The 18,348-nt window shown below is 45.7% G+C and carries 25 protein-coding genes and 3 pseudogenes; 12 read left to right on the forward strand and 16 right to left on the reverse strand.

Annotated features, from left to right (window positions below):
* Positions 1-32: 32 nt before the first annotated feature.
* Both tnpB and tnpA read right to left on the reverse strand, forming a co-directional pair.
* A pseudogene (gene tnpB, locus RS881_RS32000) lies at positions 33-415 on the reverse strand (IS66 family insertion sequence element accessory protein TnpB).
* Positions 416-418: 3 nt separating this feature from the next.
* Positions 419-736 carry an IS66 family insertion sequence element accessory protein TnpA gene (gene tnpA / locus RS881_RS32005; RefSeq protein WP_315814461.1) on the reverse strand — a complete coding sequence of 106 codons (318 nt, stop codon included), beginning with the start codon at positions 734-736 and terminating at the stop codon, positions 419-421.
* 285 nt (positions 737-1,021) lie between these two features.
* On the opposite strand from tnpA, the pseudogene RS881_RS32010 reads away from it, so the two are divergent.
* The 3 genes and pseudogenes from RS881_RS32010 to RS881_RS32025 all read left to right on the forward strand — a co-directional run bounded on the left by RS881_RS32010 (position 1,022) and on the right by RS881_RS32025 (position 3,472).
* Positions 1,022-2,370: pseudogene (locus tag RS881_RS32010) on the forward strand (Gfo/Idh/MocA family protein).
* Between the two features lie 51 nt (positions 2,371-2,421).
* Entirely contained in the window at positions 2,422-2,781 is a 360-nt protein-coding gene (locus tag RS881_RS32020) for a hypothetical protein (RefSeq protein WP_315814469.1), read from the forward strand.
* Positions 2,720-3,472: a phosphotransferase gene (locus RS881_RS32025; protein WP_315814470.1), complete on the forward strand. Its 753-nt coding sequence runs from the start codon at positions 2,720-2,722 to the stop codon at positions 3,470-3,472. The genes RS881_RS32020 and RS881_RS32025 overlap by 62 nt, the downstream gene beginning before the upstream one ends.
* Positions 3,473-3,875: 403 nt before the next feature.
* Here RS881_RS32025 and RS881_RS32030 read toward each other — a convergent pair whose 3' ends face one another.
* The 7 genes and pseudogenes from RS881_RS32030 to RS881_RS32055 form a co-directional block, all read right to left on the reverse strand.
* Complete coding sequence (locus tag RS881_RS32030; protein ID WP_315814471.1) at positions 3,876-4,181, reverse strand: hypothetical protein; 306 nt, start codon at positions 4,179-4,181, stop codon at positions 3,876-3,878.
* Positions 4,182-4,275: 94 nt separating this feature from the next.
* A complete protein-coding gene (locus RS881_RS32035; RefSeq protein ID WP_315814472.1) occupies positions 4,276-4,620 on the reverse strand; it encodes a nucleotidyl transferase AbiEii/AbiGii toxin family protein in 345 nt (114 codons plus the stop codon).
* Between the two features lie 63 nt (positions 4,621-4,683).
* Positions 4,684-4,887 (reverse strand): DUF6922 domain-containing protein, encoded by a 204-nt coding sequence (locus RS881_RS61785; protein WP_425476297.1) that lies wholly within the window; start codon positions 4,885-4,887, stop codon positions 4,684-4,686.
* 583 nt (positions 4,888-5,470) lie between these two features.
* A complete protein-coding gene (locus tag RS881_RS62625; RefSeq protein ID WP_527250437.1) occupies positions 5,471-5,686 on the reverse strand; it encodes a hypothetical protein in 216 nt (71 codons plus the stop codon).
* 12 nt (positions 5,687-5,698) lie between these two features.
* A pseudogene (locus RS881_RS32040) lies at positions 5,699-6,462 on the reverse strand (GSCFA domain-containing protein); the annotation flags it as partial.
* Between the two features lie 46 nt (positions 6,463-6,508).
* Entirely contained in the window at positions 6,509-7,030 is a 522-nt protein-coding gene (locus RS881_RS32050) for a hydroxymethylglutaryl-CoA lyase-like TIM-barrel protein (RefSeq protein WP_315814474.1), read from the reverse strand.
* Positions 7,009-7,377 (reverse strand): beta/alpha barrel domain-containing protein, encoded by a 369-nt coding sequence (locus RS881_RS32055; RefSeq protein ID WP_315814475.1) that lies wholly within the window; start codon positions 7,375-7,377, stop codon positions 7,009-7,011. The genes RS881_RS32050 and RS881_RS32055 overlap by 22 nt, the downstream gene beginning before the upstream one ends.
* Before the next feature lie 258 nt (positions 7,378-7,635).
* On the opposite strand from RS881_RS32055, the gene RS881_RS32060 reads away from it, so the two are divergent.
* Genes RS881_RS32060 through RS881_RS32075 form a run of 4 tightly spaced genes read left to right on the forward strand, consistent with a single transcriptional unit; the run spans position 7,636 to position 9,252 of the window.
* Positions 7,636-7,794: a hypothetical protein gene (locus RS881_RS32060; protein WP_315814476.1), complete on the forward strand. Its 159-nt coding sequence runs from the start codon at positions 7,636-7,638 to the stop codon at positions 7,792-7,794.
* Entirely contained in the window at positions 7,758-8,372 is a 615-nt protein-coding gene (locus RS881_RS32065; protein WP_315814477.1) for a zinc-binding metallopeptidase family protein, read from the forward strand. Before RS881_RS32060 ends, RS881_RS32065 begins: the two co-directional genes overlap by 37 nt.
* Complete coding sequence (locus RS881_RS32070) at positions 8,285-8,929, forward strand: peptidase dimerization domain-containing protein (RefSeq protein WP_315824675.1); 645 nt, start codon at positions 8,285-8,287, stop codon at positions 8,927-8,929. Before RS881_RS32065 ends, RS881_RS32070 begins: the two co-directional genes overlap by 88 nt.
* Before the next feature lie 11 nt (positions 8,930-8,940).
* The gene (locus RS881_RS32075; protein ID WP_315814478.1) at positions 8,941-9,252 is read left to right on the forward strand and encodes a hypothetical protein; all 312 of its coding nucleotides are present in this window, start codon (positions 8,941-8,943) and stop codon (positions 9,250-9,252) included.
* Positions 9,253-9,317: 65 nt separating this feature from the next.
* On the opposite strand, the gene rlmB is transcribed toward RS881_RS32075, so the two are convergent.
* From rlmB to RS881_RS32105, 6 genes are all read right to left on the reverse strand, one after another.
* A complete protein-coding gene (gene rlmB, locus RS881_RS32080; RefSeq protein ID WP_315814479.1) occupies positions 9,318-10,079 on the reverse strand; it encodes a 23S rRNA (guanosine(2251)-2'-O)-methyltransferase RlmB in 762 nt (253 codons plus the stop codon).
* Entirely contained in the window at positions 10,063-10,623 is a 561-nt protein-coding gene (locus RS881_RS32085) for an NUDIX domain-containing protein (protein ID WP_315814480.1), read from the reverse strand. The genes rlmB and RS881_RS32085 overlap by 17 nt, the downstream gene beginning before the upstream one ends.
* A gap of 319 nt (positions 10,624-10,942) precedes the next feature.
* Positions 10,943-12,163 (reverse strand): methionine adenosyltransferase, encoded by a 1,221-nt coding sequence (gene metK / locus RS881_RS32090; RefSeq protein WP_315814481.1) that lies wholly within the window; start codon positions 12,161-12,163, stop codon positions 10,943-10,945.
* A 76-nt stretch (positions 12,164-12,239) separates the two neighbouring features.
* The gene (locus RS881_RS32095) at positions 12,240-13,670 is read right to left on the reverse strand and encodes a DUF4270 family protein (protein WP_315814482.1); all 1,431 of its coding nucleotides are present in this window, start codon (positions 13,668-13,670) and stop codon (positions 12,240-12,242) included.
* A gap of 70 nt (positions 13,671-13,740) precedes the next feature.
* Positions 13,741-14,271: a glycogen/starch synthase gene (locus tag RS881_RS32100; RefSeq protein ID WP_315814483.1), complete on the reverse strand. Its 531-nt coding sequence runs from the start codon at positions 14,269-14,271 to the stop codon at positions 13,741-13,743.
* Positions 14,154-14,513 carry a glycogen/starch synthase gene (locus RS881_RS32105; protein ID WP_315814484.1) on the reverse strand — a complete coding sequence of 120 codons (360 nt, stop codon included), beginning with the start codon at positions 14,511-14,513 and terminating at the stop codon, positions 14,154-14,156. The genes RS881_RS32100 and RS881_RS32105 overlap by 118 nt, the downstream gene beginning before the upstream one ends.
* A gap of 112 nt (positions 14,514-14,625) precedes the next feature.
* Between RS881_RS32105 and panC the strand changes: the two genes are divergently transcribed.
* The 5 genes from panC to rfaE2 all read left to right on the forward strand — a co-directional run bounded on the left by panC (position 14,626) and on the right by rfaE2 (position 17,566).
* Positions 14,626-15,474, forward strand: coding sequence for a pantoate--beta-alanine ligase (gene panC / locus RS881_RS32110; RefSeq protein WP_315814485.1), 849 nt, complete (start codon positions 14,626-14,628; stop codon positions 15,472-15,474).
* Between the two features lie 176 nt (positions 15,475-15,650).
* A complete protein-coding gene (gene panD / locus RS881_RS32115; RefSeq protein ID WP_315814486.1) occupies positions 15,651-15,905 on the forward strand; it encodes an aspartate 1-decarboxylase in 255 nt (84 codons plus the stop codon).
* 161 nt (positions 15,906-16,066) lie between these two features.
* Positions 16,067-16,786 carry a lysylphosphatidylglycerol synthase transmembrane domain-containing protein gene (locus RS881_RS32120; protein ID WP_315814487.1) on the forward strand — a complete coding sequence of 240 codons (720 nt, stop codon included), beginning with the start codon at positions 16,067-16,069 and terminating at the stop codon, positions 16,784-16,786.
* A complete protein-coding gene (locus tag RS881_RS32125) occupies positions 16,783-17,121 on the forward strand; it encodes a hypothetical protein (protein WP_315814488.1) in 339 nt (112 codons plus the stop codon). The genes RS881_RS32120 and RS881_RS32125 overlap by 4 nt, the downstream gene beginning before the upstream one ends.
* Positions 17,075-17,566 (forward strand): D-glycero-beta-D-manno-heptose 1-phosphate adenylyltransferase, encoded by a 492-nt coding sequence (gene rfaE2, locus RS881_RS32130; protein ID WP_315814489.1) that lies wholly within the window; start codon positions 17,075-17,077, stop codon positions 17,564-17,566. Before RS881_RS32125 ends, rfaE2 begins: the two co-directional genes overlap by 47 nt.
* Before the next feature lie 40 nt (positions 17,567-17,606).
* On the opposite strand, the gene RS881_RS32135 is transcribed toward rfaE2, so the two are convergent.
* On the reverse strand, positions 17,607-18,299 hold the full coding sequence (locus RS881_RS32135; protein WP_315814490.1) for a DUF4294 domain-containing protein: 693 nt from the start codon (positions 18,297-18,299) through the stop codon (positions 17,607-17,609).
* Positions 18,300-18,348: the final 49 nt, after the last annotated feature.

Here is an 18,348-nt window from a genome sequence, read left to right on the forward strand (position 1 = left end):
TAAAAAACGTTGCCATTTTTTCGATGGCAACGTCAAATATATTCAACCCATGATCCATAAGGATTACATCGTACCGATGTACCGCTTTCGAAAAACGCTTTCTTCAAAGAAACGCCCTGTAAGATCATACTTAATTGTTTAGCCGTAATACTACTGTGAGTGCCTTCCATAATACCTGCCGGTAACTCAAAGGTACCTTCCTCTAATCGCTTATAGTATAAGCTAAAACCATCCCCTTCCCATTCTAACGCCTTCAGGTGCGTTTGCCGTTTGTTCAAAAGATAAATACATCACCCGTCTGAATTTCCATTCCCAGTTCGTTGGTAACAAGCCCGCTCAAACCGTCAAAACTCTTCCTTACATCCGCCCACTTATGATACAACCAGTAATGGGTGCCGTTGTTGATCTGTAACATAAGTTAACTGATTAAAGCTTTTAAAAAACTCACAGATGGCTCCCGGTAAAAACGGATGCCCCGGTATTCCGCAAAGAGATCCTGGGAAATGGAAACCTCTTGCTGCCCTGTCACTGTTAGCAAAGTGAAACTACTTTGATTCTCCATCGGCTTATCTTCCAACCGGGCGTGATATTTCTTCTGCCAGTAGTGATATGTACCAGGTGAAAGATCATACAACTCACAAAAATCTTTTACTGTCATCGAACTGGCTTCATGTTCAGCTATCAACGCGAACATTTTTTGCTCCTTCGATAAGCCACTTGATTGCTTTTGTTCCATACGTTTACATTTTTGATAAGCCCAAAAGTAAACTTTTTATAATATCTTAATTTTTAGCTACTCGGAGGTACACCTACCGAAGGCCTTCCAATCAATGATTTGAAGGCCTTTCTTTGAGGATATTAAAAGGCGGTTAAGCCGCATTAGCTGGTTGGGGAGGGGCTAATTTCCCGCATACGTTTGCGCAAGATTTCGTGCTAAGAGCGTGCTTTTCAGCAATTTTATCTACTTTGCCGCCGGCTCCCAAGGAGGTTCCTTTGGACCAATGCACAACAAAAATCCCGTATGAATCGCAGAACATTTGTAAGAAATGCCGGCGTGGCTACAGCCGGTTTTGCTATCCTGCCTGCCAGCCAGCTTTTTGCCCAACAACAAAAGGTGCGCTTAGGCATCATCGGCGTAGGATTACGCGGACAAAATCACCTGGACAATGCCTTGCGACGCAGTGATGTGGAAGTAACAGCCATCTGTGATATTGATGAGCGCATGCTGCAAATGGCTACGGACCTCATTAAAAAATCGGGTAAACCCGCCCCCAAAATATTCAAAGGAGATCCCAACGCCTGGAAGAAGTTGGTAGAAATGAAAGACCTTGACGGGGTACTGATCGCTACACCCTGGGAATGGCATACGCCCATGATCCTGGGCGCCCTGGAAGCAGGTATTAAATATGTAGGTACAGAAGTGATCATTGGTATTACGCTGCAAGACCATTGGGATGTGGTTAAGGCAGCGGAAAAACACCAGGCGCAGGTAATGATGCTGGAAAATGTGTGCTACCGCCGGGATGTGATGGCCATACTCAATATGGTAAGGCAAGGGCTCTTTGGTGAAATACTTCATTTGCAGGGCGGCTACCAGCACGATCTGCGTGAAGTAAAGTTCAACAATGGTACGGATCCTTATGGTGGGGGTGTTGAATTTGGGGAGAAAGGCTTCTCCGAAGCCAGGTGGCGTACCAACCATTCTGTTCACCGCAACGGCGACCTGTACCCTACGCATGGTATCGGGCCTGTGGCTAATATGATTGATATTAACCGTGGTAACCGCTTTGTATCCTTGTCCAGCTTTTCTACAAAAGCAAGGGGCTTGCACGATTATATTGTAAAGAAGGGTGGCGAACAACATCCCAATGCCAAAGTAGAATTTAAGCTGGGCGATGTAGTAACCACGATGATCCGTTGTGTAAATGGCGAAACGATCATGCTACAGCATGATACGAACCTCCCCGCCCCTACTCCCTGGGCTTCCGGGTACAGGGTAGCAAGGGACTGTGGATGGACCTGAATCGTTCGCTCTATATTGAAGGTGTAAGTCCCAAAGCACACCAGTGGGAAGAGGCGAAGCCTTATTTAGAGAAATACGATCACCCCTTGTGGAAACGCTGGAGTAAAGAAACGGAAGGCGCCGGCCATGGTGGTATGGACTTCTTTGTATTGCATGCATTCATTGAATCGATCAAGCGCAAAACGCCCACACCTATGGATGTATACGATGCCGCTGCCTGGAGCGCCATCACACCCCTGAGTGAAATGAGCATTGAAATGGGTAATGAAACCGTGGAGTTCCCCGATTTCACGGGCGGACAGTGGATGTACCGGAAGAATGATTTTGCTTTGAACGATCAATATTAACGAATAGGTTGATAAATAAACAGTTTGACAGGTTAAGACAGGCCTTTTTATATGCACGTAGACAATATAGAAGCTGCTGCCCGGCAATTTGGGCATGGGAAACCGGTCATTACCAGTCTTGGTAATGGGTTAATACACCATACCTATAAGGTAGAATTTAGCGGCGATGGCCTTAGCCGGCCCATCGTATTGCAATGTATTAACCGCCACACATTCAAACACCCCGAGAATATTATTTCCAATTACCGGCTGGTGTATGAATCGGTAGCATCGAATAATGGCCTGCATTTAGCCCCCTGGTACCTACCCTGGAAGGGAAATGGTTTTGGGTGGATTCCCAACAACTTTTTTGAGAGCAACCGGTTATATAACAGGGTCGTATACTCAAACCATTCCCAATACAGCGGCTGAAGTATATAAAACCGCCCAGTGTTTTGGGCATTTTACCAGATCGCTCAATAGTATTGATATCACGCAATTAAAGGTGATCATTCCCCATTTCCATGACCTGTCTTTACGTTATGCCCAATTTGAGCAGGCCGTTAGTAATGCGGCCATTGGCCGGCTATTGAAGTCAACGCATGTAATAGCCGAATTGCGCCAACGCCATCAACTGGTGGTCTTTTTTGAATCCTTGCATCGACAGCCAGTTGATTACCATACCCGGGTTATGCACCATGATTGTAAACTGAGCAATATCCTGCTGGATACGGCCAGCCACCAGGCACTATGCCCGGTAGACCTGGATACGGTAATGCCTGGGCTCTTCTTTTCGGATGTGGGCGATATGATCCGCAGTATGAGCGCTACGCAGGATGAAAACAGCACGCAATGGGAAGGCATTGCCATCAATGGCGACTTTTACAAAGCCATTATTGCCGGCTACCTGGAAGGTATTGGCGATAATTTCACGCCTGCCGAAAAGCAGCATATCCACCAGGCCGGTCTTATGATGGTATACATGCAATCGCTTCGCTTTGTGACGGACTTCCTCAATAATGATGTGTATTATAAAATAGACTATCCCGAACAAAACCTCAACAGGGCATTGAACCAATTGATCCTGCTGGAACGATTGGAAGAATTTGTGGGGCAATTGTGAGGGGAAAATAGCTGCATGCTTCGAGCAAATACAGTTTGAAGAGTGGTGAATGTGCTCTCAATGTAACCTGTCGATTGTCAGCCAGCGCCTGTCGAAGACGGTTTCAACAAGCTTCTTTAGACGAATGCCTGAGTCTGTAGCCGGAGGCTACAAAATACCCTCACTCGCCAGAGGCGAGCGAGTGCCGGGAGGTGAGTTGTGAATGTGCTCTCTCCGCTGGATAGCTTATCAATTCGTAATTAATGGCTCATAAAACGCTGGTTTTGTGGGCCCTTTAAATTTTCTACCTCAATTCGCATCAAACGAAATCAGCCGGAAAGGTGGAAACCCGGTGCACCGGGAACTTGCTTAAATTCAGGTGTACCGAATTTTCCGGAAACGCCCTACAGGTGGGCCGATCTGACTAAAGTGATTTCCCTTTCTTATTTTGGTTGCCTTCGTTCTTTTGGTTTAACATTTCAGCAATCCGCTTCATACGCTCTTCGTGTAGAGAATCCTTTGCTTTTACCTGTTCTTCGGAAAAAGCCTTTACTTTCTGATCAATTTGGTGGAATGCCTGATCGGGGGTGAGATCAATCAACATTACAGGTTCTACGGAGTTTTCCCATCCTTCCGTATCCAGTATTTGTGTCAACACAATCCGTTTGTTATTCATAGGGAATTTCTCACTATAGAAGTCGAGCATTTGGGCAAAAGTGAATTTATCCAACAGGACAGCAATATCTACGAAATCCTTTTTTCTTTTCTGTGGCAGATAGCATCGAACTTAAAGGCTGCAATGTCTTCAAGGCTGGCCAGCCGGATTACCCTTCATATTTTACCGGACGGATAAATTTAACAGCCCAGTTATAAATATCTAATTTCCGGGTATTATCGGGTTTTCCGGGAAGCGGCAGGCTAAAGCTGAAACCCTGCCTGGTTTCATTTATAAAGACAACTTCAGGATTGTATTGCAGGATAGCATCCTTCACTTCTAAGATGTCGAACGAGCGATCTGTAAAAAAATCAAGATCGTCGGATTTTCGATGACCAAGTTGAAGAGATAACGAAGTACCACCAACCAATGAAAAATTTGCTAATGCGGGAAGTTTTGAAAAATCTAAAAGAACCTGGTAAAGTGCAGGATCAATGGTGTTTAAGTGTACCATACGCCTTAAAATCTTGTAAAGGAAGTCCCAGTAAAGTATGTGCTAAAAACAGCCCTGGCCGGCTCAGGTACTTGTTGTTTTGTAAAATACTGGTTGTTTCGTTTTTCCATAAAAAGCGATCAGAGAGAGAACATCCTCAAACTTACCCCTTTCGAACATGCGAGAGATAATAAATCCTTTATCCCGTGAAAAGTCAAGATTTTCACGTTTTACATCCCAAAATGCGTATCCGGGAAGTGGTAATATATCGGCTGTCTCGATATTCATGCTTTAAAATTACAATCTTTTAGCGAATTTTCCGGTGTATGTATTGCTGGAATATTTCTCGTTAGGCATGGTGAAATCTTTATCTTCATAGAGGATTAAAGCTTTTTTGGTCATGATGGCACTATTCTCGGGATACTTCTTTCACTGGCTTCCAATAGCTCCTGTATCGGTGCAATGTTTTCCTGGCGAGCCTCGCATTCTCACTCTGATACTTTCCTTTTTAATAGCCTCACATTTGCCCTAATAAAAGTCTCAATGTATGGAAATACAGTTTGAAGAGTGGTGAGTGGTGAATGTGCTCTCAATGTAACCTGTCGATTGTCAGCCAGCGCCTGTCGAAGACGGTTTCAACAAGCTTCTTTAGACGAATGCCTGAGTCTGTAGCCGGAGGCTACAAAATACCCTCACTCGCCAGAGGCGAGCGAGTGCCGCCCTTAGAGGGCGACCCACCCTAAAGAAACCTGACATTGTAGTCTAAAGGTTTGACGGCATGTCCTCAAACCTCGATGCCTTGTTGCCTCGATGCCTTCTTACCACTAGCCTTTTACGCCCTCGCCAAAGTAAGTGATCTCTTCCTGCAAGTTCAAAAAGGATATTTCGCCTGCAATTCCTGGGCTTTATCAAGGTGGGCTTTTAAAAACCGTTTATGGGCTTCTGTAGCCGGATGAAACGCTTTGTGTTTACGGGCTATAACAATTTTCTGTACTTCGGCCGCCAGCTGTTGCGATTCGGCATCTGTAAAATGCTTCATGAACTTTTCCAATACAAAACTGGTGGCCGGGTAATTGGGATGCACCATATCAATATCATAAAAACGGTAGTCCCTCAATACATCGATCACCAGTTCATAAGCCGGGAAATAATATAACCTGTCAAATTTATTGACCAGGTGATGCACCACTTCTATCAACCGCGCCTTACTCCGGTTATTATCAATTATTCCATCGCGTATATGACGTACCGGACTTACGGTGAATATTATCCGCAGATCGGGATTGAATTTCAATACCTGGTACAAACTATTGTCCAAAACGGTATTGATCTCCTCTATGGTCATGAGGTGCTTGCGAAACCATTGACCGGGCGCCCGGTGGCAATTGGCTACGGCACCTTCTCTTCCACCGCCGTTGGCTGCAACATTCAACCCCACTTGTACATCCGCAATGGCCTGCTCATTCAACCGGTAAGAAAAGGCACTACCCAGTGTAATGATCAACCATTTGGCCTGCTTCAGGAAAGTATTTGCCTGCTGCTGGGAATCATTGATACGTTGTAAAGCGGTGGCCTGGTCAACATGGGAAAAACGACCATGGTGCTGCCAACTTTGCCATACTTCATTCAGGTAAAAAGATCGGCCGCAGTATATTGTTTGTTCTGTACGTAAGATACCAGGCTGGAAGCCACACTGGCCGGATCAAAGAGAATACCATGCGGATTTTGCAATACCTCAAACTTCAAATCCTGCAGGCTATTACCAATATGCTCGGTAAAGCAGGATCCCGTAAGCAGGATGGGTTCCCGGTAATTGATGGAGGCTGCGGGCGTTGGGATATTGATGTCTACTTGAAAATCCATAAATACAGGCGAGTGGTAAATGTTAATTTTTTACTACAATCTCAAGTTAATGCATATCGTTCTTAAAGATCTGATCCGCCATCATGCTACATTGCTGCAGCGCTTCCTTATTCAAAGCAGGCAGCAGGTTCAGTTGTCCAAAGTAAGGGATCATCCATTCGGTGTCCATATTACCTACCAGTTCATCATTGGCCATGGGGCAACCGCCAATGCCTTTTAAAGCGCCGTCAAAACGGCGGCAGCCGGTTTGTACAGCAGCTTCCAGTTTGGCCTGCTGGTTAAATGGCGTTGAATGCAGGTGAACACCTACCTCCGTACCGGTCAATGAATTCACCAGGTATTTGGTCATCGCACTTACTTGTTCCGGCGTTGCAAGCCCTACTGTATCGGCCAGGGAAATAATGCCAATGTCCATCGCCACCAGCTTGTCTACCCACTCAAAAACAATTTCGGGCGAATAAGGATCCCCATAGGGATTGCCAAAACCCATGGATATATAGACCACCAGTTGTTTACCCGATTTGATGCAGAGGTTTTGGATTTCGGCTACCCGGCCCAGCGACTCCACAATAGAACTGTTGGCATTACGCTGCTGAAATGTTTCCGATACCGAAAAGGGAAAACCCAGGTAAGTGATCTGATCAAATGCCAGGGCATCTGTGGCCCCCGTTCATTGGCAATAATGGTAAGCAGTTTGGTGGATGTACCTGTCAGGTCCAATTGCGGGATCACGTCCCTGGTATCGGCCATTTGCGGGATGGCTTTGGGCGATACAAAACTCCCGCAATCGAGGGTGTCAAACCCTACTCTTAGCAAAGCATTGAGGTATTCCACTTTGGTGGCTGTTGGGATCGATTCTTTCCAGCCTTGCATGGCATCCCGGGGACATTCGATGAGTTTTACCGGTTGATTCATTGGCGCTTATTGGAGTGCAAAGTTAACATTCCCGGGGAAATGGATGATTTGGAAAATGAACTGGAGGCTATTGAAGATAAGGTATTTAAAGAGCGGCCCCTTGCTGTATGTGAGCTCCTCTATGTTTTATTCAGAAGGTCAGGTTGGTTATAATCAAGGTTTTCTTACCTTAGGCATTCCATCAATTATTGCTTTCCTGTACCCTCCGGCCGGATGGTACCGATACCCGGTTTTCGTATACCCAAATCAACACGCATTATGTTTTATTCAAAACTGACCTGGCTTTTAGTAGCCCTTATCTGCTCTCTATCCATCAGCGCACAAACGCCTGCTGGCACTAATCCCAAACTGGATGGCTGGAAAAAGAAGCGATCCAATCATTGGACAACAAGGCTAAAACGGCGCAGGAAATGGTAGACATGGTATTCAGTTTTTCCGAACTGGGATTCCAGGAAACGGAAAGCGCCGCTTACCTGACCAATATCCTCCAAAAGAATGGCTTTACGATTGAAAGGGGCATCAGTGGCATCCCCACTGCCTGGATGGCCAAATGGGGCAATGGCAAACCCGTTATTGCGCTGGGCAGTGATGTGGATTGTATTCCCAAAGCATCTCAAAAACCCGGAGTTGCCTACAAGGAGCCCATTGTAGAAGACGCCCCGGGCCACGGAGAAGGCCATAACTCGGGATTACCATTGGTGATCCTGTCGGCCATAGAAGTTAAGAAGATCATGGAACGTGAAAAACTGCCCGGCACGCTTATTATCTGGCCCGGCGTGGCAGAAGAAGTGGTGGGTTCCAAAGCCTGGTATATCCGCGATGGGTATTTTAAAAATGTAGATGCCTGCCTGTTTACGCATGTGGGCAGTAATTTAGGTGTATCCTGGGGGATGCGGGCAATAATGGACTGGTATCGGTTGAATTCAAATTTGAAGGCAATGCCGCTCATGCGGCCGGACAGCCCTGGCGGGGCAAGAGTGCCCTCGATGCTGTAGAACTGATGGATATAGCCTGGAACTTTAAAAGAGAACACCTGAAGCCTACGCAGCGTTCTCATTACGTGATCACGGATGGCGGCAATCAGCCCAATGTAGTGCCTTCCAAAGCAGCTGTATGGTATTACCTGCGGGAAAGGACGTATGAAGATATTAAAGGCATGTATGATGATGCCATCCTGTATGCCAAATCCGTAGCAGCCATGACAGGCACTACGGTATCTCATAAACTGCTGGGTACGGCCTGGCCGGGGCATTTCAATAAACCAATAGCTGAACTGGTGTATAAGAATATTCAATCCGTAGGATTGCCTATCTGGGACTCGGCGGATCAGCGGCTGGCAAGAGCGGTACAGAAAATGTCCAATGCGCCAAAGAAAACATCCCGTGGCGAACTCATTGACGGACTGGCTGTCAAACTGGATACTTTAAGCGGCCCCGTTCAATTTTCATCCGGCGGCGGCAGTGATGATATTGCCGATATAGCCTGGAATATTCCAACGGTGGTATTCCGGTATCCCTCAATATTCCCGGCACGCCTGGCCATAGCTGGGTAGATGCTATTTCCATGGCTACGCCTATTGCGCACAAGGGTGTGGTGGCAGGCAGTAAAGTAGTAGCTGCTACGCTGCTGGACATGCTTACCAATCCCAAAACCATTACCGATGCCTGGGATTATTATAAAAATGTGCAGACGAAAGAAGTGAAGTATATTCCATTTGTAGAGGCCAGTACGCCACCGGCCACGCATTTGAATAAAAAGACAATGGATGAGTTTCGTCCCCTTTTGAAGAAATACTATTACGATCCTACAAAGTATAAGACTTACCTGGAACAATTGGGTATCCAGTATCCGCAACTGGAGAAGAAGGGTTTTTAGGTTTAAAGGTGAGCCACCCTGCTGCGCAGCTTAGGCAGCCCTGCAGGGTGACCCACCTTCCAATATTACAAACGTTGTTTCATCGCCTCGAATAAAATGATGCCTGCTGCTACTGATACGTTGAGTGATTCAAAATCGCCGGCCATGGGTATCCTGAATACATCATCACATATCTTCAATAAGCCGGGGAATACACCTTTGTCCTCACTGCCCATGATCACACAACAAGGCTCGGTATAAGGCAATTCAAAAACTTGCCGGGTAGCGGTCATTTCCGAAGCATAAACTTTGATGCCATTGAGGTGCAAGGTATCCACTGCCTTCATCAGGCTGTTCACCCGGCATACCTGGATCCTTTCCAGGGCGCCGGCAGATGATTTCACGGCTTCTTCATTCAAAGCTCCTACCCCTTTATCGGGGATCAGCAACGCCTGTGCGCCGCAGCAGAGCGCCGTACGCGCAATGGCGCCAATATTCCGTACATCTGTTACCCCATCCAGCATAATAAACAAAGGCACTTCTCCACTACCTACTACATGGTCTATCACCTGCTGCAGGTCGAGGTATTGCACCAAACCGGCAATTGCAATACATCCCTGGTGGTTGGCCCTGGTAAGCCCATGCAGTTTTTCAGGCGGCACCTGCTGTATGGGAATATGATGTTCTTGCGCTAGCTGGCGAATGGTACCTATGGCATCACCGCTTACATTGCGCTGAAACAATATTTTATCAATGGGCCGGCCACTTTGGATGGCTTCAATGATGGGCTGCCGTCCAATGATCAATGATGATTTCTTTATACCTGGTTTCTTATGATATCCGTCCATCGGTCAACATCAGTTTTACTTTTAGAATAGCAGCCACAGATACAGAATCGGTGATCTTTCCCTGCTCTACCATTTGATATACTTCTTCAAAAGGCAGTTTACGCACCTGCAACTGCTCTGTTTCTTCCGGACAGGCTGTTTCCTGCCGCAAATTACGTGCAAGATAGATGATCGCATGCTCATCAGAAACGGAGTTGGAAAGATGCATGTCCATGATCTTCGTCCATTCATCCGCCACCAGGCCGGTTTCTTCCAGCAATTCCCGTTGTGCCGACAATAAGGGGTCTACATCCAATGCACCACCGCCTTCAGGTATTTCCCAGCTATATTGGTTCAGCGGAAAACGATATTGCCCTACCAGCCAGGTATGGAGTTCTTCATCCAGGGGCAGTACGCCCATGGCCCAACCTTTAAAATGAACCTTGCCATAGATGCCCTTGCCTCCGGAAGGGTTAATAACATCGAATTCAGTGATGCCGATCCAAGGATTGTCATATATCTGCTTCTGTCCCTTTATCTGCCAGGGATTGTGCTGCTCATTCATTAGGCGAAAATAAGGAGGATTGCCCCTACAGGGCAAATGGATTTGTTGACAATCAATTCTACAAAGCTGTAACCCCTCACGGGGCGTGCAACCCTTTCGACAAGCTCCTTTGACCAGGGTGAGCCGTCCCGCCAATGGGCGGGGAAGAGCGACCCACCTAATAAGGCTTCGACAAGCTTAGGATGTTCCCGCCTCACGGCGGGAGCAGTCGTGAATCAGCAGCTGCAAGAGGTAATACCCATAAAAAAGCCCCGCTGTTGGCGGGGCTCCTTCTGTTTTTTTCAGCAACTATTTGGAACTAAATGCCTTTTGATCTTGCTCACATAATCCAGCTTCTCCCAGGTAAACAGCTCCACTTTCTTCTTAACGGTTTTACCGTCAGGTGATGTGAATGTTTTTCCACTACTTCTGGTTTACGGCCCATGTGTCCATAAGCAGCCGTTTCACTGTAGATGGGATTACGCAATTTCAAGCGTTGCTCAATGAAGTAGGGACGCATGTCAAATACCTCAGATACCTTCCTGGCAATCTGTCCGTCAGACAGCTTTACCTTGGCAGTACCATAAGTATTTACATAAATACCCATTGGCTGGGCAACACCTATAGCGTAGGAAACCTGTACCAGTACTTCATCGCAAATACCGGCAGCAACCAGGTTTTTAGCAATATGCCGGGTAGCATAAGCAGCCGAACGGTCAACCTTGGAAGGATCTTTACCGCTGAATGCACCACCACCATGTGCACCTTTACCACCATAAGTATCAACAATGATCTTACGGCCGGTAAGACCTGTATCACCATGCGGTCCACCGATCACGAATTTACCAGTGGGGTTGATATGATACTTGATCTTATTATTGAACAGGTGTGCAATTTTCTTATTCTTGGCAATAATGCGTGGGATCAGGATATTCACCATATCCTTCTTGATCTGCTCCTGCATTTTGGTTTCAGAAGCAAAATCATCGTGCTGTGTAGAGATCACGATCGCATCAATACGTACAGGCTTGTTGTTGTCATCATATTCCAACGTTACCTGGCTTTTGGCATCAGGACGCAGGTACTTGATCTGTTTGCCTTCTCTTCTTAAAATAGCCAGTTCCAGCAACAGTTTATGAGCCAGGTCCAATGCCAAAGGCATATAGTCCTCGGTTTCATTGGTAGCATAACCAAACATCATACCCTGGTCGCCAGCGCCTTGTTCTTCTTTCTTCTTGCGGTCAACGCCCTGGTTAATGTCAGCAGATTGTTCATGGATGGCAGATAATACACCACAAGAGCTGGCCTCGAACATGTATTCGCTTTTGGTATAACCAATTTTGCGGATCACATTACGGGCAATTTCCTGCACATCGAGGTAAGCGGCAGACTTTACTTCACCGGCCAATACTACCTGACCGGTAGTTACCAATGTTTCACAGGCTACTTTTGACTGGGGATCAAATGCAAGAAAGTTATCAATAAGCGCATCTGAAATCTGGTCAGCTACCTTGTCTGGATGGCCTTCCGACACACTCTCCGAAGTAAATAAATACGGCATGACTATTTGATTTGATAAAGGTTAATACAGAATCTTTAATGGATTATTCAAACACGCGCAAAGATAAGAGTCCAACTTATAATTTGGAATAAATAATTCGGACCTTCATCTTTTGCGTCGCACTGCTGCCGCCACCGGCTACCAGTCGACCATTGGCAATTGGACTGTTGACAAACAGATAGGTAAGCAATTCTTTGTTTGTTCCATCTGGCAATTGATAGAAGGGATCAGCCATGAATGGAGCATATATACGTAAGGTGTAATAAGGCAAATGCTTCGTAACCACACTCTGAAGATATCGTGTTAAATTAAATACGTACTTCTTGTTGTTAAGGTTTCCACCCAGGTTGGCAATATCATAGCCATTACCCTGCCCGGTATAGATGAAATCATTCCGGATGGTAAAGCTGGAGTCTCCTGCTGCATTCAAAGCATCAATAAACATCAACCCTGGAGCTGTATAGATATCATCCTGTGTAGAAGGTATTTGTTCAATGATCAGTTCAGCCCGATGAATTATGCGGTTTACATTTTTGAAGGTATCCAACCCGGGCACTTTCACGGTAGCATAGGAACCCGGTGATGATTGAATGTAAACCTTATCATCGTTGGGATTGCCATTGGTTAAGTAGGCTTGATACCCATGAGCCGGTACGCGGCGGATCAGGTTGGCCTGGTTACCGCTGTTGTAGGCAAATACCGCGGTGGTAGTATCAATTACCCCATTGTTGGTAATCCGGGTATAAAAAGTAAGCTTGGTATTGGTAGTGCTGTTGAGACTGAAATAGGCCAAGGCATTTTTAATGGCAGAACCATTGTTTGTTTTAATAGCCAATCCCTTGAAGTAGGTTTTGAAAGCGGAATCAGTTTTATACTGAACAGCGGTATCATAATTCACAAACTGGCGGCCAAAGGAGGTATCCAGCCTGATCCTTAATTCATTGATGGTTTTAACCGTATCCTTGCGGTCACGGTACCATAATGAATCATTTAATGTTTTGAAATCAACATCCTTACTACCCAGTACGGTAGGCAAAACGGTAAAATCGTTCTCGCCAATGCGGTATAGTGAATCCTTGAAATTAGAAGGATTGGGGTCGATCTGGTAAACTTCAAAACGCTCTATGGAGTTAGAGTCGCCATATAAACCACCATAGGCCAATGACAACACAATGGAGTCAATGATCACCGAATCTTTTACTACAAATGGGTGTGTTCCGAAAGTGGCGGGTTTGAAGGCAGAATATATTTTAGCCTCTGTTCTTCCAAATTCGGGATCATCGCCAATAATACCCAGTGCATGGAGCGAAGAACCGGTGATACGGGTGGTATCGGGGAACAGGAAATTGTCGGTTACAACATCGAGTACTGTTTCAAAGGTATGTACATTATCTACGGCGGGGATCAGTTCATTTCCAAGATCGGTGGTATCTACCTTGGTGCAAGAGCTATAAATGATGAAACCGGTCAAAGCAGCGATGACAGATGCAAAAATTTTCCTATTCACTTAGTGATTGTTAACAGTTTACGGAATTTAGCCTATTTAGCAAGGTCGGTATACAATTGCAAATAGTCTGTTAAATCGGACTCAGCATTATAGGTAAGTACTTTTTACCTTTCACCTTGCCAAACTCATCCACCAACTTCTTGTCTACCTTATCAGCTCCAAAAGTAACAGCATCGGCATAGGCAGCACCGCCGCGCATCAAAGCAGTATTATTAAGATCCTTGAAGGGCTCCAGGTCTTTTTCTTTAATATTAGGGCTGATATTGGCCAACTTCAGGAAATTAGCCCCCATCTTTTCCTTAAAACTGTTATTACCCATGGTATAAATCACTTTACTATGGGCAAAAACAGGTTCCTTTTTGTAAGCTGTTTTTTGATACAGCGGGATCAGCCCGGTCATCCAGCCACTGCAATGGATGATATCGGGAGGCCAACCGAATTTCTTAACTGTTTCCAGGGCTCCCTTGCAGAAAAAAACTGTTCTCAAGCCATTGTCATCAAACCATTTTTCATCATCATCATGAAATATCTGCTTGCGTTTGAACAGGTCTTCATTATCGAGAAAATAAACCTGTAAACGGGCATTGGGGAGGGAAGCCACTTTGATCTGGAGGGAAAATCATCATTATCAACCGAAACATTGATACCCGATAAGCGAACGACTTCATGGAGCCTGTGCCGCCTCTCATTGATCACCCCAAACCGGGGCATAATGCAACGAACTTCAAAACCACCTTCATTTGCTTTTATTGCCAGCCGGTTAACAGTTTCCGAGAATTCTGTCAGCTCCAGGTAAGGAGACATTTCGTTGGCAATAAATAAAATTCTTTTCTTTGTCAGCATTATGATTATAATTGGTTGCGGATAACCATTTTAAAAAACAGGGTGCAAAGTTAAGGTATTTTATTAAAAAAATGGGCGGCACAGCCAGTCCCATGCTTTTAAACGTCTCAAAATGATCATTTTTAAGCGCGCAGCAGACTTGGGCAGGTATCTGGAAAAGCAAGGATCGATGCAACGAAAAACAGGGTTTATTCCCACAATGGGAGCACTCCACGAAGGGCATTTGGCCCTGGTCAAAGAAGCCCAAAAACACACCGACATAACGGTTTGCAGCATATTTGTGAACCCTACTCAGTTTAACGATCCCAACGATTTTAAGAAGTATCCCAATACCCTGGATAAGGATATCTACCAGCTGGAACTAACCGGTACGGATGCGCTGTATCTACCCACTGTGGAAGAAATGTATCCACAAGGTATCCACCATCTGGAAAAGTACGACTTAGGGTACCTGGAAACGATACTTGAAGGGGCTTTCCGGCCCGGTCATTTCCAGGGTGTATGCCAGGTAATGAGCCGTTTACTCCGGGCCGTCCACCCTGCTCTATTGTTCATGGGTCAAAAGGATTACCAGCAATGTATGGTGGTACAATGGCTGCTCAAACACCTCTCGATGGACACTCAATTTGTGGCTGTGCCCACCATCCGTGAAACTGATGGCCTGGCCATGAGTAGCCGCAATATGCGCCTGCCAGCGTCTGACAGGCAAAAAGCCACTACTATTTACGAGGCCCTGTCGCATATCCGGCAGCATGCACAGCCGGGCCTGCTCGCCGGCTTGATTCAGGAAGCCCGGCGTGTACTTGAAAACCAGGGATTTAAAGTGGACTATGTAGCTATTGCCAATGCCCACAACCTGGCGCCTATGGACAATTGGGACGGAAAAACAGCGCTGGTTGCACTCATTGCCGCTTTTTTAGGCGAGGTGAGGCTGATTGACAATATGCAGGTAGTCCAATAGGGCATATTAACAATTGCATTAATCTGTGAAAGACTAACTAACGTTAGAAAATCAGTAAACTTTTATAGCTTTGCAGCCGTTTTTATAAACGCCATTTTTAACCGGGTACTTCCAATTGGAAATCCCGGGGAAAGAATGACGGACACCCCATCCAAAAACACAAATTAAAAGGTATCATGGATATAGAAGTGCTCAAGTCGAAGGTTCACCGGGCAGTGATTACAGAAGCCAACCTTAACTATGTAGGAAGCCTTACGCTGGACGAAGATCTGATGGAGGCAGCCAATATGATCGAACATGAGAAGATCCAGGTGGTGAATGTGAACAATGGCTCCCGCATTGAAACCTATTTGATCAAAGGCAAAAGAGGGTCAGGCGTATGCTGCCTTAATGGTCCTGCCGCCCGCCAGGGGCAGCTGGTGATATTGTGATCATCATTTCCTATGCCCGTATGGATTTTGAAAAAGCCAAAGCTTTCAAACCCTGGTTGGTATTCCCTATAGAAGGCAATAAATTATAACTATACCGTTATAATAATATTCCCGTTATATATTGTCCCTATTTTTGCCTGATACCAACCAGCCATTAACTCATGAATAAAAAGATTGTCAGCTACCTTCAATATGTATTGTTTTTAGGACTGGCAATCTTCCTGGTCTGGTGGTCGGTAAAAAAGATCCCCAACACGGAATGGATCAATATCAAAACGGCGATTCTCAAGGCAAAATACTGGCTTATTTTCCCTGTGATGGCATCGCTGTTATTAAGTCATTACAGCCGCGCCCTGCGGTGGAAGATCCTGATGGAGCCCCTGGGGTACAAACCCCGCACCTCCAACACTTACCTGGCTGTATTAATTGGCTATATGGCCAATCTCGCTTTTCCCCGATTGGGTGAAGTACTGAAGTGTACTGTACTGGCGCGTTATGAAAAAGTACCAGCGGATAAGCTGGTAGGCACCATCGTTGCCGAAAGAGCATTTGATGTATTGTGCCTTATTGTAGTGATCACCCTGGCAACGCTTACGCAAATAGATGTGATTGGCGGTTATGTGGGAGGTAAGGTAGACCAGATCATCGCCTCAAAAGCCAGTCTACTCACGCCTGGTAAGATCGTGCTGTTGATAGTTGTACTGTTGTTCCTTGTTTTTGCCACGATTTTTGTATTCAAGAAGTTTGGTCATATTGGCTTTATTCAAAAAATAAAGAAAATAATGGCCGGCATCTGGGGTGGTATTACCAGCATCCGATACCTGAAGAAAAAGGCTGGTTCATTTTTCATTCCATCTTTATATGGACGATGTACCTGGTGAGCGTTTGGATCGGATTCTATTCCCTGCAGGAAACCTCGATCTACGGTTTGAAAGAAGCCCTCTCTGTTTTATCCACGGGTAGCCTGGCCATGATTGTGCCCACGCCTGGCGGACTGGGTGTATACCATATTTTTGTGCAACAAACACTGGCCCTCTATGGGTTGAATGAAGGCATTGGGCTAGCCTTTGGTTTACTGATGTGGACTGTACAATTCTTCCAGATGCTGATCAGTGGATTTGTTGCCTTAGCTTTGCTGCCATATTTCAATAAGAAGCAAATCGTTCCTCATGCGCAAAGCGGACATCATCGAGAAAAAGATCTTCACCCTTCCTGAGTTAGTAAGAAGAATAGCGCAATGGCGCGCCATTGGCAAAACAGTGGCCTTCACCAATGGTGTTTTTGATATTATGCACCGTGGCCATATCTACTCGCTGTCGCAGGCCGCGAAAGAAACGGACTACCTGATTGTAGGCCTCAATTCCGACGCCTCTACCAAGCGCCTGAAAGGCGATTCCCGCCCGGTTAATGACGAGCAGGCACGCAGCATAGTGATGGCATCCTTGCTAATGGTTGATGCCGTAGTACTTTTTGAAGAAGATACGCCCCTCGAACTGATCAAAGCGGTAATGCCGGATGTATTGGTAAAAGGCGGCGACTACACGGAAGAACAAATTGTGGGAGCTAAAGAAGTAAAAGCCAATGGGGGGAAAATAGTGATCAATCCAATTGTAGAAGGCTATTCCACAACGGGCCTCATTGGTAAGATCAATAAGCTTTAGTTTTTATACTTGTTAGGCTGGGAGAATTAGCAATCCGCAATCAGCAATCAGAAATCCGCACATTACATCCTGTACATCCGCTCAACTTCCTGTACAATGACCTCCATTTCCTTTTCGTTGCCCTGGGCATCATAAGGCTGTTTGAGGTTGCTGTTGAAGAAGAAGGCCACGGTTTGTAAACACGGGCTGTAAAACCTCCTTTGTATTCTTTGATAATTTCGTAGCAGTTATTACCTGTTTGCCGGTTGATCAGTTTCATCAGTACCTTGCCCTGGTAGACAGACAGGTTACTCAATGGATCGGAAAACTCTTTTTTGAGTTCTTTCTCTCTTGTTTTAAGGTATTTCTTACGCTCTTCCTTATCTGTTACACCAGAAAGCCTGTTGTTGATCTCATTAATAATGGTGCCGGCTTTACGTGCATAGGGATAGGTAACATAAATGGCATTGCGCAAGCGCGTCCATTCCTGTCTTTTCTTCAATAAATGTTTAGGATAGGGAGCCGTTACCCATAACCATTCCATGTTTCCTGAAGGGATCAATTGATTACCGGTAATGATGGCAGGTACGGGAATGGTATCATTGGGGCCCAATACAGGATGCTCCACACCCGGGGGCAGCGGAATGGTGTCTTTTTCTCCTGTGCCACTGCCTGGCCGGTAACATACAGGCAGGCAGTTAGCAGGATCAAACAACTGTATGTAATGCGATGGGGAAGCATGGTACTCACACAAAATAGTGATTATTCCTCAGGAATAATACCGGTAAGACAAACTAAGTAAC

Source organism: Paraflavitalea speifideaquila, from assembly GCF_032395985.1.
Lineage (GTDB): Bacteria > Bacteroidota > Bacteroidia > Chitinophagales > Chitinophagaceae > Paraflavitalea > Paraflavitalea speifideaquila.